The organism is Bacillus sp. F19 (genome assembly GCA_023823795.1).
In the GTDB taxonomy this organism is placed as follows: Bacteria; Bacillota; Bacilli; order Bacillales; family Bacillaceae; genus Bacillus_P.
Window position 1 is genome coordinate 4,636,542 of the sequence record CP085710.1, and the last position, 21,403, is coordinate 4,657,944.

A 21,403-nucleotide genomic window follows, 5' to 3' on the forward strand; every position below is an offset into this window, starting at 1 on the left:
CACTTACTTCCAGCGGGAGAGCCTTTTTGGTGCCGCAAACTCTGATTTGACGCACTTACTTCCAGCGAGAGAGACCTTTTGATGCTGCAAACTCTGTTTTGACGCACTTACTTTCAGCATGAGAGACCTTTTGGTGCTGCAAACTCGGCTTTGACGCACTTACTTCCAGCGGGAGAGCCTTTTTTGTGCTGCAAACTCCATTTTGACGCACTTCCTTCAAGCGGGAGAGCCTTTTTGGTGCCGCAAACTTGGCTTTGACGCACTTCCTTCCAGCGTGAGAGACCTTTTGATGCTGCAAACTCTGTTTTGATGCACTTCCTTCCAGCGTGAGAGACCTTTTGATGCTACAAACTCCATTTTGACGCACTTCCTTCCAGCGGAAGAGCCTTTTTGGTGCCGCAAACTCGGTTTTGATGCACTTTCTTCCAGCGGGAGAGCTTTTTTGTGCTGCAAACTCCATTTTGACGCACTTCCTTCCAGCGAGAGAGACCTTTTGATGCTGCAAACTCGGTTTTGACGCACTTCCTTTCAGCATGAGAGACCTTTTGGTGCTGCAAACTCGGCTTTGACGCACTTCCTTTCAGCGTGAGAGACCTTTTGGTGCTGCAAACTCCATTTTGACGCACTTCCTTCCAGCGGAAGAGCCTTTTTGGTGCCGCAAACTCGGTTTTGATGCACTTTCTTCCAGCGGGAGAGCTTTTTTGTGCTGCAAACTCCATTTTGACGCACTTCCTTTCAGCGTGAGAGACCTTTTGGTGCTGCAAACTCCATTTTGACGCACTTCCTTCCAGCGGAAGAGCCTTTTTGGTGCCGCAAACTCGGTTTTGATGCACTTTCTTCCAGCGGGAGAGCTTTTTTGTGCTGCAAACTCCATTTTGACGCACTTCCTTTCAGCGTGAGAGACCTTTTGGTGCTGCAAACTCCATTTTGACGCACTTCCTTCCAGCGGAAGAGCCTTTTTGGTGCCGCAAACTCGGTTTTGATGCACTTTCTTCCAGCGGGAGAGCTTTTTTGTGCTGCAAACTCCATTTTGACGCACTTCCTTTCAGCGAGAGAGACCTTTTGATGCTGCAAACTCTGTTTTGACGCACTTCCTTCCAGCGTGAGAGACCTTTTGATGCTACAAACTCCATTTTGACGCACTTCCTTTCAGCGGAAGAGCCTTTTTGGTGCCGCAAACTCGGTTTTGATGCACTTTCTTCCAGCGGGAGAGCTTTTTTGTGCTGCAAACTCCATTTTGACGCACTTCCTTTCAGCGAGAGAGACCTTTTGATGCTGCAAACTCTGTTTTGACGCACTTCCTTCCAGCGTGAGAGACCTTTTGATGCTACAAACTCCATTTTGACGCACTTCCTTTCAGCGAGAGAGACTTTTGATGCTGCAAAATCGGTTTTGACGCACTTCCTTCCAGCGGAAGAGCCTTTTTGGTGCCGCAAACTCGGTTTTGATGCACTTTCTTCCAGCGGGAGAGCTTTTTTGTGCTGCAAACTCCATTTTGACGCACTTCCTTCCAGCGAGAGAGACCTTTTGATGCTACAAACTCCATTTTGACGCACTTCCTTTCAGCGGGAGAGCTTTTTTGTGCTGCAAACCCCATTTTGACGCACTTTCTTAAGGTTGAAGAACTTTTCTTTTTGCAGCATTAACCATACTCACGCAGGCGAAGTACCTTTCACCACCTTAAAAAAACCGCCCAGGATAAAAATCCCGGACGGTTTCTCATGCAATAATTATTTTCTTAAGTTATAGAAAGTGTGGATTCCATCGTATCTAGCTGTGTCACCAAGCTGATCTTCGATGCGAAGAAGCTGGTTGTATTTTGCAACACGGTCAGTCTTGCATAACATGAACAAAGCTAAATGCTGGTATACCAAGGTTTCCACAAGCAATTTCCTCGTTTATAAAGTTGTGATATTGCATAATTCAAGCACAGTTCCTTCTATTATATAGGCACTGCGTTCGTGACAATTCGATTATATCACAACAGAGGAAAATTAAAACATTTTTTAGTCGGCATATTTGAGCCAGTATCCTGTCCTCGATTTCCAGCCATTTTTTATACCATACTGAATACTCCTCCGACTAATTCCCAATTGTTCGCTTGCTTCCAGCACAGATGGAAACTCAACTTCTTCAATATCGTTATACGCAATAATTACTCTTTGTTTTTTCTCATTGCTCAATTTATTATTCAGATCAGCGGTAATGACTTTACAATTCCTTAACGAATAAATATTCCCGCCATTTATATCTTTGTCCAGTTGATATTCCTTCTTATATAATAAATGTCCATTTTCTAAATGATTGTCGATATCCTCAGTAAAGCTCCAGAAGTCATGCCATCTTTCCTCGACTTGAACACTTTTCCCGCCATAATATTTGTAATTACTGTTACTTTCCAAATAACAACGAGCCATCATATTCTTCCATGTGCTGTACAATGGATGTTTTGTTTTATTCATCATCATTCCTCCAATAAAATAATCACTTAAGCCCAATAATCGCCATAATACTCCAGTTCAAGAGATACAAATGGTACGTCCCACAGTTTATTAACAGAAGCCAAATGTTTCTTTGGTTTATATCCTTTTGATTCAAGAAAAGCATTCAGCCTTCTCCAGCAATCAGTTTGAGATCCTCCGCCTTTATTGCAAGAATTTATAAATCGGTATTCGGATATAAATTTCTTCATTAAATAAACTTCTACTTGTTTAGGAGTATGAGCAGACAATAATCGCTGCTCACGCTCACATAAAGTTATTTCTGTTATTTGTTCGATTTTATTTAATGTAGACTGTTTCATAAACAGGTTCCTCCTTGGAATCATCTTTGAATACGCCGATACGGTTTTTAACACGAGATACTTCATGACCTTTGACGTTGGATGACCATTTGCCTTTGGTGGCGAGATATATCGCCGAATTACTTTTACAATCAGCCATATCAGTTGCTTGAGCAACATCATAGGCGAGCTGACCATCAACAATGTAAGCAAATTCCATCATGCGTTCAAAGCATCTTGTAACGATGGAGAATACTTCATCTTCAGATAATGTATCGTAATGCGTTTGCTTCATCACTATCACGTTCCCAATGATTTGAATATCATTTGTATAGTGAATTTTTCTGCCTTGATAGCTCGACAAAGCTTCGGTCATAGTTTCGTGTCGTGCAATTACAAAACCGTTAGAATCCAGTACGATTGCTGGAGTTTTCCCACCAGTTTTTAAGCCTGTCTCATAAGCATGTTCCTGTTGTTCGCTGTAACTTGACCATTCCAAGTTTTCAACATTATTCGCACTTTTATCACCATTTCGATGATTTACTGTCGGCTTGTTTTCTAAATTCGGTATAAATTCTTGCGCCACAAGGCGATGGACGTAATATGTGTTTTTTGCTTGAATAGTGATAGCGTAATATCCAGTTATTTGCTTTGCTGATTTCCTCATAAACTCTTTGCCAGTCGTTTTATCAATGCTTTTCACTCGTCCTGTAGTTGATACAAAATAATCTTTTTTATCTGTTTCTTCAAACTTTTTCCATTGTTCCATATTGTTTTCCTCCTGATTTTTGTTTTCGTTTGTGATTACACGACTATTATATTGAAAAATTTTTCAAGGTCAGGAAAGCTCCATCATCTTTTTGAAATTTCTTTTTCCTTCATTAAATAAGAAAAACGCACCATAGGCACGTTCAGTTCGATCCATTTATTTCAGGGTTATTATCCTATTACTTAACTATCAATCTATCAATGCTCGTCATTTACTGCGTAATGGTGATAGGATAAAATGGTATAAATACCATAAACAGGAGGAGTTTTGTTGGACATTACTGCGCTGAAAGATTTTCAAGGAATTATCGGTGCTCTCACTGGAGCAACATTGGGCTTCGTCTTAGCTCGAGTAGGAAGTAAACTGGACAAGAAATATAACCAAGAGAAATCCAAAGAGATGTATTATAAAAATTATATGATTTACCAGTACCATGTACATCAGTTAGTAAACTTGCTTCACCAATTCATTTATGAAAAAGACGATTCAAAATTAAACCTGACCAGAATCCACAGAAACAGTGAGTACTTAAAAAATCAGTTCTTGGCTTTTCCATTGGAGATCATTCCAAAGGATATATTTTTGCTTCACAGAGAATTTATGTCTATTATGGTATCGTTTCAACTGGCATCCATCATGGAACAGGAATTTGAAGGCGTGATTGTGATTGATTATAAGGAAAAATTGAAAGAGTATGAGGAAGATTTTAAAAAGTTTCAGAAGTTAGTGGAGGATATCGAAGATCACTTAAATGTAAAAAGCATCCCATGACAGGATGCCTTTTTTTTATTCCAAATTCTGATAATATTCCTTCCTGATTTCAGCATTATGTCTACGCATTTCATCTTGTTTCTCAAGATCGGCATCATAAATGTTCCCATAAGCCGTATAAACAATGGCAATCATCATAACACCACAGAATATGTAAAGCAGTTTTTCATTCTTTAGGAATTTCATTTTCATCATATTCATGACCAGTTATCATGGCTAAGTCCTTCCGTAATTCTGGAGTATCAGTGAAAAAGAAAACCTGATATTTTTCATTGTTGCGATTTTTTGCCGTATAAAGCAGGTCATGGCCTAATTTTACGAGATTGAGAGCTACAGTTTTCTTGTATATCAGCTTTTTTCCCATGCAATGCTCACCTTGATTCGATTTAAATTTCTATCAACCTTCCCCACTAGATCATGCAGTTCCTTATTTTCCGCAGCTGAAAAATCTTCGTTTTTTTCTTTGGCGAGAACAATTGTGCTATTGATTAATCTTAAACACGATTTGATAAGCTTCAAATCAGTCTCTATCGCCGTTTTACTGAGAATATCGAAATTTCCCTCCATGAAAACAACTCCTTTGTAATTCCAACATCGTTGCCAACGATTTTAGATTCATTTATTCCAGGGTAAATTTTTTACGTCTTTTAATACATTCGGGTAGCATTTCGGACAAAACTTTTCACGTTCGTTTCCTTTGAGTTCCTTTGGCAATGGCTTCAATTCATTTGATTTCTGCCAACAATATGTGCATTTGTTTTCCATATGAGCGCCTTTCAATCTTTCATTACAAGCACATCAAGCACTTGAGCTGATTGATAATCATACTTCGCTATTTCATCTACAAGAAACGTTGCTTCACGTTCATTAATTACATCAGCTAGAGCCTGTAAATCTCCTAAAAAATAATACTGCTGGTTATGAATATCTGTAAGACCTTCCAGAAAGCACAAGAAGATTCCTCGTTCGTTGATAGTGCCACCTTTATAATATTTGATTAATGTTTTAACTGCATTTCTGAGCAATTGTTTGTCCACGTTATAACCCCCAATAATTGGTATTAAAGTAACAGTATCAGAAGCGGAAATAGCGGACAAGAAAAAAACTGCTCCGAGTTCGGAACAGTTCATTTTTGATTTGATTAAAATTCAGGGACTTCCAAATCTTTTAGAGATTTTAAATCCACAACGTCTTGCCATTCTTTCGTCAAATTCTGTTGTTCTTCAGGTGTTAATTTACCTTCGCTTAAACTTTCTTCTACTGCTGCTTTTAATTTATCAATCATTTTAATTCCTCCGTTTGTTTTTGAATGTACTCCTATTATATTTAAAAGAATCTGGCGGTCAGGAAGAAATGAAAAATAATTTTTCTTTCATTATATAGAAAAACTTCCAAAAAAATATTTTCAAAGCTTACCTTACAAATTTCAAAACATCACTATAATAACGGAGTCAATTTATTTAATAAAAGTGGTTCAGTTGTCTTTACTTTGTACCACAGCACGTATATAGGATATATAAGCAACTTTTAGGAGGATAAAAATGAAGAAAATCAAAGAAAATCGGTCAGCGAAATTGGCTGCACGAGTTACAAAGTCATTGAAAGATCAAGTCATAGAATTTGCTGAAATGAACGGTGACTTATCGGAATCTAAAGCAGTTGAGATTTTATTAATCAAAGCTTTGCGGAAGTAATCATCAAATCAAATCAAAGGGAGTCGTTCTAATGAAATACAAAGAAATCTTTACATTGTGGGTAAAAGACGAATTAATCAAAAACGGTCATGAGCTGGTTAAAAAGCGTCCAAACTCCAAAAACCCAAATTATGATGTTTTTATCTTTGAAAACACTACAGATTTTGACAATGATTTGACAAAGATCACGAAAATGAAGAAATCAGGAGCGTAGCGCTGAGTCATGTCGCCAACTAATATATTATATATAAGATGGTAAGTTCACCCAGCGCTACGAAATATACAACAGAGGAAGTCGTCCAATATGATAAAAAAACACACAGTTGCTGAGTTATGTGAACACGAACTCAATGGCATTGATGCAAAAACGTTTAGGCGTAACAAGAAAAATTATTTACAAAACCTTGAAAAATCATACTTCGTTGAAATAATAGGCCAAAGAAACCAAATATTCGTTTTAACGCCTAAAGAACAATCAAAACAGCAAAAAGATGATGCTGAATTTCTTGAAATTTTAGGTTGTGATATTGGACGGAAAAATATCGAACTAATGAAATTCATATTAAAAACGCTACTTGAAAAGCAAATCGTACCAGCTCAAGATGAGATCACTCATTGGGCAAGACAAGAAAATTTAGTTCAAGGCGAAAAACATGGCACAGTAGGAAATTACATGGGATTCCTAAGAGAGCACAATATCTTAATCGACCCTATGGAAACGCCAGTGTGGGTTCATAATCCTGATGTGCTTCCTGAATACGATAAGGAAACAGGAGAAATTTTTCCAACGTATATTAAAAAGCATGTCACCTTTGTTTATTATGATTACGCTGAAAATGGTGTTGGTGCTCATAGAAAGCGATTAGGTGAAGATGCACAAAAAGCAATCCATCAAGCGTATCAAATCATGTATGCTGAAGAATTTCAACGAGTCATTGTTCCATTGTTAAAGAAAAAAGTTGATAAATCTACAATATCCGAACAAATTTTCTTTTTAAAAATGAGAGTTTTGCAAACAGTAGGAGAAGCTTATGGCTTGAATAAATGCGTTCGCTTGGAAGAGCCGATTATAAACTTTGAAGTAGCATCTAAGCTGAAAAATTATTTCGGATTAAACAAACCAAAAAGCAATGATGTAGAAATTAACGTTGACCATATTGAAGTTATTAATATTAATCGTCCTGTATGTCAATTGCTAACGAATGAACTGGAAGCATTGATGGACTATAACAACTTATTGAACAAGCGTATTGAAATTTATAAATCAGGCAAAGATGCTTTCCCACTGTATATGTATGAGAAATGGCATGGGGACAAGTTTGAAGAAAGATTAAAAACGTCTAAAGTGCTGGATCAAAATAACAGCATACCAGCTTTTGATTTATCAGAAAGTTTTAAAGATTACAAGAAATCTAATGTTGTAGCTTTATCAACTGTTGACATTGCAGAAACGGTTGATAAGGATTTATTGAAGGAAGAATTAGACTTTGAAAAGCAACTGATGGCATTCAAATTTAAACCGAAAGAAGATATTACTGTCATTGATGGTAAGAATCTAATGCTTAAAGCAATGATGATGAAACGAAGGGAATTAACCACATGACTAATATAACTGAAAAGATGATTGCTGTTATTACTGAGATCGCTGAAACAAACGCTCAAATATGGGATGTGTTTGATATATGCGATAAGCATATGTTGACTTCAGGCGAGGAAGCAATTGTAACAGCCATGTTTACTGAATCGAAAGACGAAATGATTAAGTTGTTACAAGAACCTAAAGATGAAACGATTGTTGAACCAGTACAAAATGATTATCCAAATGGTTTTGGTGCTGATGAAGGTTCAGGTATCAGTGAAAAAGAGTTAAATGAATTTGCATCAATTGGTAAGAAAAATAAGGTATTAAAAGAATTAGGATTAATGTAAAAAATAAAATTGAAATCAAAGCCTCCCTACCCCATTTTTTATTTTCAATGAAGAGAAGAGGACCAGTAGCAGGTTGACCAGGAAAAATATTTTTCCCACAATTTAGAAATTTAACAAAATCATACAAATATAACGAAATCACCAGTTATGACATTATGTCTGCTGGTGTTTTTTTGTTGAAAGGAAGATGCAACATGGCACGTCCAGTAGTTTCGCTCGAAAATTCAAAACGGAATCTTTCTAAAGCACAAATCACTGCAAGACAAAACGCTGAATCACAAGTAGCAGCAATGGCACCATCTAAACCTAAACCAACTCTTACATTATCGAAGGAAGAGAAAAAGGTATTCAATCGTTTTATCAAACTAAATGACAATTTCAATGAAGCTGATTCTACTTCATTATCAATTCTCACTCGCAGCCTATATCGCTATTCCGCACTGAGTAACGCACTAAACGATTTAGATCCATTAGACGAACAGTGTGTATCCCTCGAACGCAGGATTCACGCTTACGACAAAGCTGTGGTCACACACATGAACTTGTTATGTATTCCATTGAGTCAACGTCTAAGAATGGCAAATGATATGGCTAAAATTTCGATTGAAGAAAAGAAACTTGAGCAAATGGGAGCAAATGAGATGAAACAAGTAAATCCCCTCCTATCACTGCTGGAGGAGGATGAAGATGAATAAATCTGTTGAATATGCTGAAAAAGTTTTGTCAGGTGAAATCGTTGCGCCTTCCCAAGTACGGAAAGCTTGTGAGAACTTCCTTCATGAGTTCAATGTCCTTCAGCATGACCCTAATCACCCATACAAATGGAACAGCAAGATCGAAAAGAAAATTGACAAGATCATCAAGAACCTTAATTTTGCCAGAGGTGCAAAGTCAGCTCAGCCGATGTTCCCAAACTTGGCATTATTCCAATGGTTTATGATTCAAAACATTTTCTGCTGGGTCTACAAAGAATTTCCTACCAAACGGAAAGTACGTGAAGTAGTATTCACTGTTGCAAGGAAAAACGCTAAATCAGTATTGAGCTGTATCATTCATCTGATAGCATTCTTCTTGGATGAAGATAATCAGTCGCATTATATTGGCTCCAATACAAAGAAACAAGCAGAAATCATCTTTGAAGAACTTGTAAATATTATCAAGAGTTCACCGAATATGCTCCCTTTGTTCAATATCAAGAAAACCTATGTGGAGTTCATTCCAAAGAACTGCAAGATCATTGCACTTTCAGGTGACGCTTCCAAAGCAGATGGAACGATGGTATATGTGGCAAGTGTTGATGAACTCGGAGCGTCCAATGATATTTTCAAGATGGTCAGTTCGCTTGAAACAGGTCAATTCGGACCAAGAAACCCATTAATCATTAAGATTTCTACATCCTACCCCATCGAAAACGGCTTCAACTATTGGAATGAAACAGTTGAGGAAATGCGGAAAAATACGTTCGCTGAAAATCCTAATCCAAGGAAATTTGGTCTGATATTTACGATTGATAATCCCAAGGAAAAAATTGAAGTAAATGGCGTGAAAATGGAACGGTGGGAAAATCCTGACGTTTGGCCTGAAGCGAATCCGCTGGTTGCTGAAGTCGATGAACTTGCAGAAAAGCTGATTGAAGATTATAAAACAAAACGTGATATTCCAAAGGACTTTTTCTTATTCAAAGTCAAGAATCTCAATATGTGGCTGGGTGCAAATGAAGGAGACGGAAATTTCTTCGTGGACAAGCATACTCTGTTAAAAGGTAAATTTGAACCAGCCACTGACTGGAATTGGTGGAAAGGCAAACGTCAGGTCATAATCGGACTTGATTTATCACTGTCCAGAGATAATACAGCGGTCACATTTATGTGGTATGACAAAGCCAACGGTCACTATTACACTAAAAACCTTGTCTTCTATCCTAAACTAATGGAAGAAGAAAAAACGAAAGCTGAACGTATTCCTTACGAAACTTGGTCTAGGCATGGATATTGTCAGGCTGTTGGCGAAGATGTAGTAGATTTTGATGAGATCGCTGATATTATCTTAAAAGCATGTAAAGAGTTTGATATTCACATAGCATCTGTGGCTTTCGACACCAAGTATAGTTATACGTTGATTAAACGATTAATCGAGGAAATGCCAATGGAAGTCGACCATACGGAAATTGAACAAAATAGTCGCAATTTGGGTGATGCTATCAGCACACTTCAAAGAATCGTGTACGAAGGCAACTTTAAATATGCTCCTAACCCGCTTATGGAATCAGCTTTTGTAAATGGTGTTATTGAGTTCAGGCAAGGTAAACCATACATTCAAAAATCAAATAAAGAACGGAACAAGATCGACAACCTGTTTAGTACGTTTAATGCCATGAAAATCAGCATGTATTTTGAACAGAATAACTTGTATGAGACTGAAAGAAAGTTCTTCTTCGAACTTTAAAAGGACTGTGTGCAGCAGTCCTTTTTTAAAATTTATTTCAGAACATTCACATAACTCTCTTTACATTCTACTGTTTAGCGTATGTATACTATATAGGCAGTCTGATAATCAGACTTTATTGTAAAGGAGTGACAACATGAAATTTGTAATTGATTACGCATTAAAAGACGTTATGACACAAGAGCAATTTGGGAGATATATAACCAAAGGCAAAATTTTGGATTGTAAAGAAGAAGGAAATAAAAATCAACCAAAAACATTAATTGAAGTAAACCAGCTTCGAGCACAAGAAGGATATGAGCCAGTTACGATTTCATGTGTGAAGTATTATTGGTAAAATCGGAATTTTAGCGTATTCGCTATAGCATTAACAATCGTTTTGGTTCCCCAATGCCTGGTTTGGCGGTTGTTAATGGTGTAGCGGAAACTACTCTAATTTAAATTATTTTGTGTTGATACGATTAATAATCTTGTCAATATTTAGAAAGCATGAGTAGTTGTGGCTCGTGTTTTCGCTAATGCTGACATAATTCATCAGTATTATTTCGATTAAAGAATGATATTCATTATTACCGTTTAGAACTGGTGAGTGGGTTAATTCCATTTCTCCTCACCAGCTCGATAATGTTAATAATTTGCTCCTACTTTTGTAGGGGCTTTTTTTATGCACTTTAAAGAAAGGAATGATTACCTTATGGGATTTCTCGATAAATTATTTTCAAAAGCAGATATAGAAACACGTGCTGAACCTACAGTTGATGGATCATTTTCATTGGACAGTTTATTTGTCACAGATGCCATTACTGAAGAAAAGGTCTTAAAAATTCCTACAGCAAAAGCATGCTTGGATCTAATCACAAGCAATATCGCTCAAATGCCAGTTTATTTATACAAAGAAAATCCTGACGGTTCGATTGAAAAAATCACTGATAAACGAGTGAAATTGCTGAACCATGAGTCAAATGAATTTTTAAACGGATACGGATTAAAGAAAAACATGGCTAAAGATTTCCTTCTTCATGGCGCTTCTTACGTTTCGATTATTGAAGCTGGGAATACGATTCTTGAATTGCATCCACTACCAGCACGTTCAGTACTTGTACAAAAGCGTGTTCAAAACGGATACCGCACAGTAGGCGCAGACATCCTATTATCTTCGTCAGAAAACGGTGCTACGAACGACATAAACAGAAAGCCAGTCAAGTTCAAACCATATGAACTCATGATTACACTTCAGGAAACTCATGATGGATTGACTTCAAAAGGCATTATTTCTTATGGCCAAGATATTTTCAAACAAGCAATGTCTGAAATCGAATATACAAAAAATCTTTATGAACGTGGAGCATTGCCACTTGGTTTATTAAAAACTGCTGGTCGTATGACTGAAGAACAAGCCAATACTTTGAGAACGGCATGGGCTAATTTGTATGGCGGAGTTAAAAATTCTGCTAAAACGGTTGTACTTCAAGAAGGCATGGACTATCAAGCTTTATCGCTGAACCCTGAAGAAATGCAGTTAACACAAGCAAAACAAGGCACAAACAGCGAAATTTGCAAGCTGTTCAATGTTCCTGAAGGACTTGTAAATCCACATGCCAAGAGTTATTACACTTCAATTGAACAGAACCAGCTTCATTTCTTGAAACATACATTGGCGCCTATTATCAGCGTGCTTGAAGCATCAATGGATCGAGCATTACTGCTTGAATCTGAAAAAGACAGCGGTTATTTCTTCCGTTTCGACACTTCAGAATTAGTACGTGCTACTGAACAGGAACGTGTAGAAACTGCTGTAACAGGCATTCAAGGCGGATTGTTCACAATCAATGAAGCACGTACAAAATTTGATTTGCCAGCGATTCCTGATGATAAATTGCTTATCACTCCTGGCGCACAAACAAAATCCACAAAAGGAGAAAATGCTGATGGAAAAACTGAATCAGATGGAGCTCAGGACGATTGATGTTGAGCTTTCAGGCGTAACTCAAGAATCAGGTGACTTGCTTGTTTCTGGTTATGTCAATAAAACTGGCGAATGGTCCCAACTATTAGGACGGGAACAGCGCTTTAAAGAACGTATCATGCCTGGCACATTTAAAAATGCGCTGAACAAAGGCAATGACGTTCTTTTTTTAGCCGAACATGACAATGCGAAGCTGCTTGCTTCCACAAAAAACGGCAGTTTAACGCTTAAAGAAGATGATATTGGCCTTCACATGGAAGCTCGAATTTCTGCTACCTCATGGGGGCGTGATTATCACACGTTGATATCTGACGGATTATTGACGAATATGTCATTCGGAATGCAGGTAGCCAGCGACAAGTGGGAAAAACGTGACGATGGCACTTATGAACGGTCAATTGAAGATTTAACATTGGCTGAAGTATCTGTGGTTCGTTCTCCTGCATATATCCAAAGCACCATACAGGCTCGCTCGATTGAAGTAATCGAAGCTGAACCTGTTTTTTTTATGCCCAAAAACCAAAAAAATGAAAAGGAAGATGTAAAAATGTCAAAAGAAAAACAACTCAAAGAGCTTCGTGCTCAAATGGATGTACTTCAAGCTGAAGTAAACACAGAAAAAGCGGTACAAGTTGAAGAGGTACGTGCAATTCCTGAAGTAGACGTTGAAGAACAAGAAATTCGTGCAGTTGAACAATATATCAAGGGCAATGTGCAAGCGGAAGAAGTGCGTGCAATTATGACAACAGGAACTCAAGCTATTACCGTTCCTAAGACTCTTTCCAGTTTAATTGTTGAAAAACTATACCAAACAGCACCGTTATTCGCTCGTACAAAAAACTTTCAACCTGTATCAGGAACACTTGAAATTCTTCGTGAAGATGATTTAACGGCTGCTGGTTGGTTCGGTGAATTAGAAAATGCTACAGAGTCTGAGTTTTCTTTTACTAAAGTTGAACTTACACAAAAAAGAGCAGCAACTGCAATTTCTTTGTCTAATCAACTTATTAATGATAGCGGAATTGGTATTGTCGATTATGCAGCGAATATCCTAACTCGCCGCCTTGGTCTAACTCTTGACCGCAATATCCTTAATGGTACTGGACAAAAAAGTGGAGCTACTGCTAACGAACTAAAGCAAATGGAAGGTATCAACTTCTCAGCTGAAGTTCAATTAATTGACGCAGCTGCTCCAGCTGCTTCATTAGCTATCACAATTGACGACCTTTTAGATGTATATAACAACATGCACCCAACTCTTGTTCCTGGAGCAGTTTGGATCATGAACCGTTTGACTTTCAACATGATTGCTAAATTGAAAGATAATAACGGTCATTTTTACTTAGTTCGTGACGTTGCTGAAACTGGAGCAGTTTACAAGTTATTCGGTCAACCAGTTCTTATCAATGACGCAGCTGAAAACGTAGCTGCTGGCAAACGTCCAGTTACATTTGCTAACTTGGAAGCTGGTTATGCAACTATGATTAAAAAAGGCGCTGAACTTAAACGTATCTCTGACGATACAACACAGGCGCTACGTGGTTCACAATTGTTAATGCTTGACATCTATACTGATGGCAGAATATTCAACCATGAAGCTATCAAACAATTAAGATGTAAAACTGTATAAAAACTTATGGGGAGCGAGAAATCGCTTCCTTTTTTTTATTTAAAAATTAAATCAAAGGAAGATAAATAATGAAAAAACGACTTGGTGGATTCTCGAAAATCCACGTAGCTAAATTAAATGTTGATGGAACTACTTACGCAGCTCCTATTCCAATCGTTGGTGCTAAATCAATTGAAGCTGAATTATCATACGAACAAGTTCAGTTTTATGCTGACAATGCTATTGATTACTCTGACTTCATCTTTAACGGAGGCGAGGGCACTTTAACTGTGTCTGGCTTAACTATGACTGAATATAACACATTGTTTGGTTCAACTCATACTGCTGGTACTGTTGCTGTAAAGTCTACAGATATCGCTCCTGAGCTTGCAATCTTATTTGAACGTAAAAAGCTTGGATCACAAGATAAAGTACTATATGCGCTTTACGCTTGTAAATTTGCACCACCAGCTATCAGCGCAAGCACATTAGAAGGCGGAGTTGAGGAAGAAACTGTTGAATTGACTTTCAGCATTCGTGAGCTTCCAGACGGTTCAGTATTCTACATGGCTGACACTGAAGTTGCTTTACCTGCTAAAACAGACCCTTGGTACACTGCGGTACAAAAAGCTTAATAACGACTGAAATCAAGAACGTGATTAATTCACGTTCTTTTTTTTGTTTAAAAATAAAGAAAGAGGTACCTATAAATGGCAACTAATTTAACAAACCCTGAACTTTTAAATAAATCAATCTCTGACCAAGTGGTTGAAATCGCTAAAGCTGGCACTTCGGTAGCTGCTCGCACAAACGTATTTCAAGCTAAAGGTCAAACAAAAATCATCGTGGATATGGGCAATACAGCTGCTGGTATTATCGCTGAAGGTGCTTCAGTAACTGCTTCAGATCCTGCAAACTTCAAGGAAGTATTATTGCGCCAAAAACGTATGGCTTCAGCAATCGAAGTTACAGTTGACGCTGTACAAAACAGCGCACTACCTCTTGAATCACACGTAGCTGGCGTTTTAGCTGACCGTATCGTTCGTGGTATCGAAGCTCAAATGTTTAATACTGGTGATGCTGCTGGTACAACTGGTTTACAAAATATCGTGCTTTATAACTCATTAGCTACTGGTGCTAAAATCGAAGACACTGGTTTAGTTACTGGAGCTGGAGTAGGTACGGTTGCTCATGCTGATGTAATCAACGCATTAGCTGTTTTAGCTAAACAACCTGAGAACCTTGAAGGAGCAATTTGGGTAGTTGAAGATATTACGAAGCTTGCTAATGTTAAAGATTCTGCTAACCAATCGCTTATGACTTTTGATAATTTACCTGCTGGTGCTGTTGGTCGTGTAATGGGTATTCCAGTATTTAAAACAGTTGCTTTCACTGCTGGCCAAAAAGTTGCAGCTGTACTTATCAACCCTGCTAAAGCTTATGCTGTATCATTAGCTGAAAATGCTAATGTGAAAAAAATCAAGGGTGATACTTTGAGCGAATTGAAGCAAATGTCTACATTCCTTGGTGAATGTTATTTAGACGGAAAAGTGGTAAATCCACGTGCTGTGGTGCTTGTTAAAACAGCATAAAATAGAAATTTTATAAGAAAAAAGATTGTGAAACTCATTGGTACGCTTGATGTGGTTTTTCACAAACTTGGGATTCTACGGAGTCCCGAGCTTTTTTTATGGTTTCTATTAAGTTGTCAATGAACGTTTGTTTTTTCTTACATGGCTATTATAGTGTGAAGTTTAATTTTGTAAAGGTGATTTTGAAATTTTATTTTCAGATCGTCCTTCCCAAATTCAGGAACACAATATAATAATATTAACTTCATAAAACAATCACCGAAAAGTCGAGTTCCGAAAACGGATTCTCGGCTTTTTACTTGTACACAATTGAATATTAATATTCAAAAATCAATTGTTTAGAAAATCGTAATAAATGCCGTTTAGCTTATACGCACTGGTGGTATTATCAACTTCATCGTAAAACTCCATAAACTGCTGCGTTTCAACTTTTAAGGAAATATAACCAATCACTTTATTTAACGCACCTTTTAAATAGCCCCTGAAATTCCTAATATCACTTTTATTTTTGACTTGTTCCAATATCTTGAAAAATAAAGATTTCTTGATTCCCTTTTTAGAAAATTCCAGATATAATTCGTGAGTAATTTGCTCAACCTCTTGTTTAACAACAGTTTTATTTAAAGGTTTTTGTTTATGGTTATTTGTTTCTTTAGAAACAATATTTAGGTGCTCTACAGGGTGTTCATGTGGATGGTCTTCAGTTTGTTGTTCGATTATGTAAATGTTAGCTGATTGACTGTTATTTTTTCTTTTCGCCTCGTTGATTGAAACCAGTCCTAATTTCTCCATTAATCCGAAAAATCTTCTTACTGTAGATGCAGAAATTTTCATTTCAAAACGTTGTTGGAACATTTTCTGAAATGTGCTGTAAGCTACAGAAAATACTCCATTACCTTTTTTCGCAAGATCAGAAATAAGGTAAATACATCTAATCTGTAAATCACTGTATTCCCAAAGTTCTTTTGCTTTTTCAATGAATTGCTTGGATTCATACTTCAATTTTGAATATTTTACTAATTCTTCAGATTTTCCGTTAATTAACATTTTCCTGCTCCTTTGCAATCTAAAGAGCATTTGCTATAATTGGGAATAGCAAAGCCCTTATGGGTTTTTGTTGGGAAAACGTGTTCTTGGTCGCCAAACTGAGGAACACGTTTTTTATTTTTCATTTTAAATTCATTAAAGGGCTTGTCCGCTGAGCCATTTCCAAAATGTTTTCTGTTTCAATCCCCTGAAGATACCGCTTAGTAACTTGAATATTTTCATGTCCTGCAATTCTTGAACAGCTGTATAAATCCAATCCATTTCTCAAATTTGCTTGGATCGAATAATGTCTAAGCGTATGTGGACTACAGCGAATTTCCTTTCTTACTCCTGCTTGCTTCCCTGCATCTCTAACCACATTTTCAATTTGCACAGTTGTTAAATATCTGCCACTCCGAGATAAAAAGTAATTTGCATACTCCAGTTTCTTATTTTTGAAATATCCTTCTTTAATTCGCTCATATCGAATCATGTACTTCCGCAGCATTAAACTAATCGGAACGTACCTCCATTTAGCTCCTTTGCCAAATATTTTCAAATTCGTTTCATTAATCCAGCCAGTTTCTAAATTGATTAATTCCGAACAGCGAATACCAGTGTCAGTGAACATGGCAATGATTAATTTATTTCGTGCATTGAGATACGTTTTAAAATCGTAAGCTTCAATCATTTTCGACACTTCTTTATCAGTGAATGTCTGAATAACAGTTTTATCTTCCTTCAAAAGCTTGGTACGAGCCATGATGTTTAGCGTGACGTATTCTTCAGCGACAAGGTATGTGTAAAATGCTCTGAGGGACTTAATCAAGCTGTTGATATAAGTTGCCTTATTTCCTATGTCCATTTGATATTGAACGAATTTCTTTATATGGACTGTCGATACATCTTCAAGCTCATTGATTTCATGAAACTCATTCAAATATTTAATCAACTGATTTGAATTATGGCTGTAAGTTTCTATGGTGCGTGCAGAATAATTTTTGATTTTTAAATCGAAAGTAAATTCTCTTAGCAAGTCTTTTATTAACAACAAAAAACCCCCGTTCGTAAGCGATTTTCACGCTTTATAAACGAGGGTTAATGTATTGCTAAATTCAACTTAATGTACTACATAACTCAGAGTGTCCAAATGTGATTTGTACGACCAAGTTCAGCAGTATTAATTATTTTCTTAAGTTGTAGAAAGTGTGGATTCCATCGTATCTAGCTGTGTCACCAAGCTGGTCTTCTATTCGAAGAAGCTGGTTGTATTTTGCAACACGGTCAGTACGTGATGGAGCACCTGTTTTGATTTGGCCAGCGTTTGTTGCTACAGCAATGTCAGCAATTGTGCTGTCTTCTGTTTCACCAGAACGGTGAGAGATAACAGCTGTGTAGCCAGCGCGTTTAGCCATTTCGATCGCATCAAATGTTTCAGTTAATGTACCGATTTGGTTCACTTTGATAAGGATCGAGTTGCTGATTCCTTTTTCAATACCTTCAGAAAGCTTTTTCGTGTTTGTTACGAATAGATCGTCACCAACTAATTGAACTTTATCGCCAAGGCGCTCAGTTAATAGTTTGTGGCCTTCCCAGTCGTTTTCATCTAAGCCGTCTTCGATTGAGATGATTGGGTATTTAGAAACTAAATCTTCGTAGAAATCTACCATTTCGGCAGATGTTTTTACAACACCTTCGCCTGATAAGTGGTATTTTCCATCTTCTTTATTGAAGATCTCAGAAGCAGCAACGTCCATTGCAAGCTTCACTTGCTCGCCTGGTTTGTAGCCAGCTTTTTCGATTGCTTCAATGATTGTTTGAAGAGCTTCTTCGTTTGATCCAAGGTTTGGAGCGAATCCGCCTTCGTCACCTACAGCTGTGTTAAGGCCTTTGCCTTGAAGAACTGATTTCAGGCTGTGGAAGATTTCAGCACCCATGCGAAGTGCTTCGTGGAAATCTTCAGCTCCAACCGGCATTACCATGAATTCTTGAATGTCAACGTTGTTATCAGCATGCTCTCCGCCGTTGATGATGTTCATCATTGGTACTGGCAATGTTTTAGCGTTGAATCCGCCAAGGTATTGGTAAAGTGGAAGGCCTAAGAATTCAGCTGCTGCACGAGCCGCTGCCATAGATACACCAAGGATTGCGTTTGCACCTAATTTACCTTTGTTTTCCATACCGTCAAGTTCGATTAGAAGATGATCGATTGCAACTTGCTCAGTTACGTCGAAACCTAATAATTCAGGAGCGATTACTTCGTTTACGTTTTTAACAGCGTTCAATACGCCTTTTCCAAGGTAACGGGATTTGTCGCCGTCACGTAATTCTACTGCTTCATATTCACCAGTAGATGCGCCAGATGGAACCAATGCACGTCCCATAGCACCTGTTTCTGTGTGTACTTCTACTTCAACTGTAGGGTTACCGCGTGAGTCTAATACTTCGCGAGCAAATACATCAACAATGTATGGCATAATTTATTTCTCTCCTTTTAATTGGTTATTTTTTAATTAATGATTTACCTGTCATTTCTTTCGGAAGGTCTACTCCAAGCAAGTCAAGCACGGTTGGCGCTAAATCACCAAGAATTCCATCTTCTCTTAAGCCTGCAACTTCCTTTGTTACAATTACAGGAACTGGATTAGTTGTATGTGCTGTCATTGGTGTACCCTCTAGAGTTGTCACTTCATCAGCATTTCCATGGTCCGCTGTAATTATAGCCGTTCCGCCTTTAGCAAGAATTGCATCAACAATTTTGCCAAGACATTCATCAACTGTTTCTATTGCTTTAATAGTCGGTTCAAGCATGCCTGAATGTCCAACCATATCCGGGTTGGCGAAATTCAGGATAATCGCGTTATGCTTGTCAGCTTCGATTTCGCCAAGTAACGCGTCCGTTACTTCGTAGGCGCTCATCTCAGGCTTCAAATCATAAGTTGCGACTTTTGGTGAATCGATTAGAATGCGTTCTTCACCTGGGAATTCTGCTTCACGTCCGCCGCTCATGAAAAAAGTTACGTGAGGGTATTTTTCCGTTTCAGCAATCCGAAGCTGGGTTAACCCGTTTTGCGATAGAACTTCACCTAGTGTGTTATCTAAGTTCGTTGCTTTAAAAGCAACATACCCGTCTACTGTTTCACTAAAATGAGTCAAACATACAAAATGCAGGTTTTTCGGATGCTTTGGTCCACGGTCAAATGAACGGAAGTCTTCGTTTGTAAATGTGTTCGAAATCTGAATCGCGCGATCCGGGCGGAAGTTATAGAAAATAACCGCATCGTTCTCGCTGATAGTTGCAACAGGAGAGCCGTCTTCTTTAGTCATAACTGAAGGAAGAACAAACTCGTCGTGGATTCCATTTTTATATGAATCTTCCACTAAGTCAAGCGGATTCGTATAAGTTGGGCCCTCGCCGTATACCATTGCGCGGTACGCTTTCTCAACACGATCCCAGCGCTTGTCGCGGTCCATGGAATAATAACGGCCTGAGAGGGTTGCAATTGCACCAACACCATACTCTTCAATCTTTTCGTTTAATTGCTTAATATAGCCTTCTGCTGTTTGCGGGCCAACATCACGGCCGTCAAGGAAGCCATGGATGTAAACATTCTTGACGCCTTCTTCTTTTGCCAGTCTCAGCAAAGCGAAAAGGTGGTCAATGTGGCTATGAACGCCTCCATCAGACAGCAATCCAAAGATGTGAAGGTTTGTGCCGTTTTCTTTAACGTGATTCATTGCTGAAATGAAGGTTTCATTTTTTTCAAATTGACCTTCACGAATGGCTACGTTCACACGCGTTAAGCTTTGGTATACGATACGTCCGGCACCGATGTTCAAATGTCCTACCTCTGAATTACCCATCTGGCCTTCAGGCAAACCGACGGCTTCGCCGCTTGCCGTTAAAGTAGCATGAGGATACTGATTCCAGTATCGGTCAAAGTTTGGTTTTTTTGCATGAATAACCGCATTACCCTTCTCTTCGCTGCGAAGTGCAAACCCGTCAAGGATAATTAAGGCTACCTGTTTCTTACTCATGTTGTCCTGCCTCCAAAAGCTGTAAGAAAGATTGCGGCTCAAGACTTGCTCCGCCGACTAAAGCGCCGTCGATGTCAGACTCTGCCATGTATTCTTTTATGTTTTCAGGCTTTACGCTGCCGCCGTATTGAATACGTACTGCTTCAGCCACTTCTTTAGAGAACTGCTCTGCCACAACTGAACGGATGTGTGAACAAACGTCATTTGCATCTTTTGCAGAAGAAGATTTGCCCGTACCGATTGCCCAGATTGGCTCATATGCAATGACAACTTCTTTTAATTGCTCGTCTGTTAAACCAGCAAGTGCTTTTGTTACTTGAACTCCTACAAGATCGTTTGTTTTGCCTGCTTCACGCTCTTCAAGCGTTTCGCCGCAGCATACGATCGGCACAAGACCATGCTTGAAAGCAGCAGCCGTCTTTTTGTTTACTGTTTCATCTGTTTCAGCAAACATTTCGCGGCGCTCTGAGTGACCAAGGATCACGTAGCTTACGCCTAAGTCTTTAAGTGCGACAGGGCTTGTTTCGCCTGTAAATGCACCATTTTCTTCGAAATGCATGTTTTGGGCACCGATTTTCACATCAGTTCCTTTAGAAGCCTCTACAAGGCGGTCTAAAAAGAGTGCAGGTGCACAAACTACAGATTCAATTTTGTCAGCAGAAGGAACTAAGCCTTTTACTTCCTCAATGAATGCTGCTGCTTCTCCCATTACTTTGTTCATTTTCCAGTTACCAGCGATAATTGGCTTTCTCATCACGCACACCGTCCTTAACAAACAAGAA

28 protein-coding genes and 1 pseudogene are annotated in these 21,403 nt (G+C 38.3%); 12 read left to right on the top strand and 17 right to left on the bottom strand.

Going from position 1 to position 21,403, the window contains the following annotated elements:
* Positions 1–55: 55 nt before the first annotated feature.
* The 8 genes and pseudogenes from LIT25_23870 to LIT25_23905 form a co-directional block, all read right to left on the bottom strand.
* Positions 56–460, bottom strand: a complete 405-nt coding sequence (locus tag LIT25_23870) for a hypothetical protein (GenBank protein USK33507.1) — start codon at positions 458–460, stop codon at positions 56–58.
* A 120-nt stretch (positions 461–580) separates the two neighbouring features.
* A complete protein-coding gene (locus LIT25_23875; protein USK33508.1) occupies positions 581–874 on the bottom strand; it encodes a hypothetical protein in 294 nt (97 codons plus the stop codon).
* 16 nt (positions 875–890) lie between these two features.
* On the bottom strand, positions 891–1,340 hold the full coding sequence (locus LIT25_23880; protein ID USK33509.1) for a hypothetical protein: 450 nt from the start codon (positions 1,338–1,340) through the stop codon (positions 891–893).
* Positions 1,328–1,546 carry a hypothetical protein gene (locus LIT25_23885; GenBank protein USK33510.1) on the bottom strand — a complete coding sequence of 73 codons (219 nt, stop codon included), beginning with the start codon at positions 1,544–1,546 and terminating at the stop codon, positions 1,328–1,330. The genes LIT25_23880 and LIT25_23885 overlap by 13 nt, the downstream gene beginning before the upstream one ends.
* A 184-nt stretch (positions 1,547–1,730) precedes the next feature.
* Positions 1,731–1,844: pseudogene (locus tag LIT25_23890) on the bottom strand (hypothetical protein).
* Between the two features lie 162 nt (positions 1,845–2,006).
* A complete protein-coding gene (locus LIT25_23895; protein USK33511.1) occupies positions 2,007–2,462 on the bottom strand; it encodes a hypothetical protein in 456 nt (151 codons plus the stop codon).
* Between the two features lie 26 nt (positions 2,463–2,488).
* Positions 2,489–2,803 (bottom strand): hypothetical protein, encoded by a 315-nt coding sequence (locus LIT25_23900; protein USK33512.1) that lies wholly within the window; start codon positions 2,801–2,803, stop codon positions 2,489–2,491.
* The gene (locus LIT25_23905; GenBank protein USK33513.1) at positions 2,781–3,551 is read right to left on the bottom strand and encodes an NUMOD4 motif-containing HNH endonuclease; all 771 of its coding nucleotides are present in this window, start codon (positions 3,549–3,551) and stop codon (positions 2,781–2,783) included. Before LIT25_23905 ends, LIT25_23900 begins: the two co-directional genes overlap by 23 nt.
* Positions 3,552–3,821: 270 nt before the next feature.
* Here LIT25_23905 and LIT25_23910 point away from each other — a divergent pair, with 270 nt between their 5' ends.
* Positions 3,822–4,322, top strand: a complete 501-nt coding sequence (locus LIT25_23910; GenBank protein USK33514.1) for a hypothetical protein — start codon at positions 3,822–3,824, stop codon at positions 4,320–4,322.
* A gap of 166 nt (positions 4,323–4,488) precedes the next feature.
* Here the strand turns inward: LIT25_23910 and LIT25_23915 are convergent, their stop codons facing one another.
* The 4 genes from LIT25_23915 to LIT25_23930 all read right to left on the bottom strand — a co-directional run bounded on the left by LIT25_23915 (position 4,489) and on the right by LIT25_23930 (position 5,607).
* Positions 4,489–4,686 (bottom strand): hypothetical protein, encoded by a 198-nt coding sequence (locus tag LIT25_23915; GenBank protein ID USK33515.1) that lies wholly within the window; start codon positions 4,684–4,686, stop codon positions 4,489–4,491.
* Entirely contained in the window at positions 4,671–4,889 is a 219-nt protein-coding gene (locus tag LIT25_23920) for a phosphoglycerate mutase (GenBank protein ID USK33516.1), read from the bottom strand. The genes LIT25_23915 and LIT25_23920 overlap by 16 nt, the downstream gene beginning before the upstream one ends.
* Positions 4,890–5,098: 209 nt before the next feature.
* Entirely contained in the window at positions 5,099–5,359 is a 261-nt protein-coding gene (locus LIT25_23925; GenBank protein ID USK33517.1) for a hypothetical protein, read from the bottom strand.
* A 104-nt stretch (positions 5,360–5,463) separates the two neighbouring features.
* The gene (locus tag LIT25_23930) at positions 5,464–5,607 is read right to left on the bottom strand and encodes a hypothetical protein (GenBank protein ID USK33518.1); all 144 of its coding nucleotides are present in this window, start codon (positions 5,605–5,607) and stop codon (positions 5,464–5,466) included.
* A gap of 256 nt (positions 5,608–5,863) precedes the next feature.
* On the opposite strand from LIT25_23930, the gene LIT25_23935 reads away from it, so the two are divergent.
* The 11 genes from LIT25_23935 to LIT25_23985 all read left to right on the top strand — a co-directional run bounded on the left by LIT25_23935 (position 5,864) and on the right by LIT25_23985 (position 15,557).
* On the top strand, positions 5,864–6,016 hold the full coding sequence (locus LIT25_23935) for a hypothetical protein (protein ID USK33519.1): 153 nt from the start codon (positions 5,864–5,866) through the stop codon (positions 6,014–6,016).
* Between the two features lie 31 nt (positions 6,017–6,047).
* Positions 6,048–6,230, top strand: coding sequence for a hypothetical protein (locus tag LIT25_23940; protein USK33520.1), 183 nt, complete (start codon positions 6,048–6,050; stop codon positions 6,228–6,230).
* 90 nt (positions 6,231–6,320) lie between these two features.
* A complete protein-coding gene (locus LIT25_23945; GenBank protein ID USK33521.1) occupies positions 6,321–7,619 on the top strand; it encodes a hypothetical protein in 1,299 nt (432 codons plus the stop codon).
* Complete coding sequence (locus LIT25_23950; GenBank protein USK33522.1) at positions 7,616–7,945, top strand: hypothetical protein; 330 nt, start codon at positions 7,616–7,618, stop codon at positions 7,943–7,945. Before LIT25_23945 ends, LIT25_23950 begins: the two co-directional genes overlap by 4 nt.
* A gap of 194 nt (positions 7,946–8,139) precedes the next feature.
* Complete coding sequence (locus tag LIT25_23955; GenBank protein ID USK33523.1) at positions 8,140–8,640, top strand: hypothetical protein; 501 nt, start codon at positions 8,140–8,142, stop codon at positions 8,638–8,640.
* The gene (locus LIT25_23960) at positions 8,633–10,390 is read left to right on the top strand and encodes a terminase large subunit (protein ID USK33524.1); all 1,758 of its coding nucleotides are present in this window, start codon (positions 8,633–8,635) and stop codon (positions 10,388–10,390) included. Before LIT25_23955 ends, LIT25_23960 begins: the two co-directional genes overlap by 8 nt.
* 136 nt (positions 10,391–10,526) lie before the next feature.
* A complete protein-coding gene (locus LIT25_23965; protein ID USK33525.1) occupies positions 10,527–10,727 on the top strand; it encodes a hypothetical protein in 201 nt (66 codons plus the stop codon).
* 327 nt (positions 10,728–11,054) lie between these two features.
* Entirely contained in the window at positions 11,055–12,356 is a 1,302-nt protein-coding gene (locus tag LIT25_23970) for a phage portal protein (GenBank protein USK33526.1), read from the top strand.
* Positions 12,319–13,986 carry a phage major capsid protein gene (locus LIT25_23975; GenBank protein USK33527.1) on the top strand — a complete coding sequence of 556 codons (1,668 nt, stop codon included), beginning with the start codon at positions 12,319–12,321 and terminating at the stop codon, positions 13,984–13,986. The genes LIT25_23970 and LIT25_23975 overlap by 38 nt, the downstream gene beginning before the upstream one ends.
* Before the next feature lie 68 nt (positions 13,987–14,054).
* Positions 14,055–14,600, top strand: coding sequence for a hypothetical protein (locus LIT25_23980; GenBank protein ID USK33528.1), 546 nt, complete (start codon positions 14,055–14,057; stop codon positions 14,598–14,600).
* A gap of 75 nt (positions 14,601–14,675) precedes the next feature.
* Positions 14,676–15,557 (top strand): phage major capsid protein, encoded by an 882-nt coding sequence (locus LIT25_23985; protein USK33529.1) that lies wholly within the window; start codon positions 14,676–14,678, stop codon positions 15,555–15,557.
* A 330-nt stretch (positions 15,558–15,887) separates the two neighbouring features.
* On the opposite strand, the gene LIT25_23990 is transcribed toward LIT25_23985, so the two are convergent.
* The 5 genes from LIT25_23990 to tpiA all read right to left on the bottom strand — a co-directional run bounded on the left by LIT25_23990 (position 15,888) and on the right by tpiA (position 21,375).
* The gene (locus LIT25_23990) at positions 15,888–16,604 is read right to left on the bottom strand and encodes a hypothetical protein (GenBank protein USK33530.1); all 717 of its coding nucleotides are present in this window, start codon (positions 16,602–16,604) and stop codon (positions 15,888–15,890) included.
* Between the two features lie 121 nt (positions 16,605–16,725).
* Positions 16,726–17,634 (bottom strand): tyrosine-type recombinase/integrase, encoded by a 909-nt coding sequence (locus tag LIT25_23995; protein ID USK33531.1) that lies wholly within the window; start codon positions 17,632–17,634, stop codon positions 16,726–16,728.
* Between the two features lie 133 nt (positions 17,635–17,767).
* Entirely contained in the window at positions 17,768–19,060 is a 1,293-nt protein-coding gene (eno, locus tag LIT25_24000; GenBank protein ID USK33532.1) for a phosphopyruvate hydratase, read from the bottom strand.
* Between the two features lie 25 nt (positions 19,061–19,085).
* Positions 19,086–20,621, bottom strand: coding sequence for a 2,3-bisphosphoglycerate-independent phosphoglycerate mutase (gene gpmI / locus LIT25_24005; GenBank protein USK33533.1), 1,536 nt, complete (start codon positions 20,619–20,621; stop codon positions 19,086–19,088).
* Positions 20,614–21,375 carry a triose-phosphate isomerase gene (gene tpiA / locus LIT25_24010; protein ID USK33534.1) on the bottom strand — a complete coding sequence of 254 codons (762 nt, stop codon included), beginning with the start codon at positions 21,373–21,375 and terminating at the stop codon, positions 20,614–20,616. Before tpiA ends, gpmI begins: the two co-directional genes overlap by 8 nt.
* Positions 21,376–21,403: the final 28 nt, after the last annotated feature.

Excerpts from the sequence above, each read along its gene's own strand:
- LIT25_23905 (USK33513.1), bottom strand. The coding sequence starts at position 3,551 with ATGGAACAATGGAAAAAGTTTGAAGAAACAGATAAAAAAGATTATTTT.
- gpmI (USK33533.1), bottom strand. The coding sequence starts at position 20,621 with ATGAGTAAGAAACAGGTAGCCTTAATTATCCTTGACGGGTTTGCACTT.
- LIT25_23985 (USK33529.1), top strand. The coding sequence starts at position 14,676 with ATGGCAACTAATTTAACAAACCCTGAACTTTTAAATAAATCAATCTCT.
- LIT25_23950 (USK33522.1), top strand. The coding sequence starts at position 7,616 with ATGACTAATATAACTGAAAAGATGATTGCTGTTATTACTGAGATCGCT.
- LIT25_23875 (USK33508.1), bottom strand. The coding sequence starts at position 874 with ATGGAGTTTGCAGCACAAAAAAGCTCTCCCGCTGGAAGAAAGTGCATC.
- LIT25_23930 (USK33518.1), bottom strand. The coding sequence starts at position 5,607 with ATGATTGATAAATTAAAAGCAGCAGTAGAAGAAAGTTTAAGCGAAGGT.
- LIT25_23920 (USK33516.1), bottom strand. The coding sequence starts at position 4,889 with ATGGAGGGAAATTTCGATATTCTCAGTAAAACGGCGATAGAGACTGAT.
- LIT25_23980 (USK33528.1), top strand. The coding sequence starts at position 14,055 with ATGAAAAAACGACTTGGTGGATTCTCGAAAATCCACGTAGCTAAATTA.
- LIT25_23870 (USK33507.1), bottom strand. The coding sequence starts at position 460 with ATGGAGTTTGCAGCACAAAAAAGCTCTCCCGCTGGAAGAAAGTGCATC.
- LIT25_23960 (USK33524.1), top strand. The coding sequence starts at position 8,633 with ATGAATAAATCTGTTGAATATGCTGAAAAAGTTTTGTCAGGTGAAATC.
- LIT25_23975 (USK33527.1), top strand. The coding sequence starts at position 12,319 with ATGGAAAAACTGAATCAGATGGAGCTCAGGACGATTGATGTTGAGCTT.
- LIT25_23885 (USK33510.1), bottom strand. The coding sequence starts at position 1,546 with ATGGAGTTTGTAGCATCAAAAGGTCTCTCTCGCTGGAAGGAAGTGCGT.
- LIT25_23940 (USK33520.1), top strand. The coding sequence starts at position 6,048 with ATGAAATACAAAGAAATCTTTACATTGTGGGTAAAAGACGAATTAATC.
- eno (USK33532.1), bottom strand. The coding sequence starts at position 19,060 with ATGCCATACATTGTTGATGTATTTGCTCGCGAAGTATTAGACTCACGC.
- LIT25_23965 (USK33525.1), top strand. The coding sequence starts at position 10,527 with ATGAAATTTGTAATTGATTACGCATTAAAAGACGTTATGACACAAGAG.
- LIT25_23915 (USK33515.1), bottom strand. The coding sequence starts at position 4,686 with ATGGGAAAAAAGCTGATATACAAGAAAACTGTAGCTCTCAATCTCGTA.
- LIT25_23955 (USK33523.1), top strand. The coding sequence starts at position 8,140 with ATGGCACGTCCAGTAGTTTCGCTCGAAAATTCAAAACGGAATCTTTCT.
- tpiA (USK33534.1), bottom strand. The coding sequence starts at position 21,375 with ATGAGAAAGCCAATTATCGCTGGTAACTGGAAAATGAACAAAGTAATG.
- LIT25_23970 (USK33526.1), top strand. The coding sequence starts at position 11,055 with ATGCACTTTAAAGAAAGGAATGATTACCTTATGGGATTTCTCGATAAA.
- LIT25_23990 (USK33530.1), bottom strand. The coding sequence starts at position 16,604 with ATGTTAATTAACGGAAAATCTGAAGAATTAGTAAAATATTCAAAATTG.
- LIT25_23900 (USK33512.1), bottom strand. The coding sequence starts at position 2,803 with ATGAAACAGTCTACATTAAATAAAATCGAACAAATAACAGAAATAACT.
- LIT25_23895 (USK33511.1), bottom strand. The coding sequence starts at position 2,462 with ATGAATAAAACAAAACATCCATTGTACAGCACATGGAAGAATATGATG.
- LIT25_23945 (USK33521.1), top strand. The coding sequence starts at position 6,321 with ATGATAAAAAAACACACAGTTGCTGAGTTATGTGAACACGAACTCAAT.
- LIT25_23935 (USK33519.1), top strand. The coding sequence starts at position 5,864 with ATGAAGAAAATCAAAGAAAATCGGTCAGCGAAATTGGCTGCACGAGTT.
- LIT25_23880 (USK33509.1), bottom strand. The coding sequence starts at position 1,340 with ATGGAGTTTGTAGCATCAAAAGGTCTCTCACGCTGGAAGGAAGTGCGT.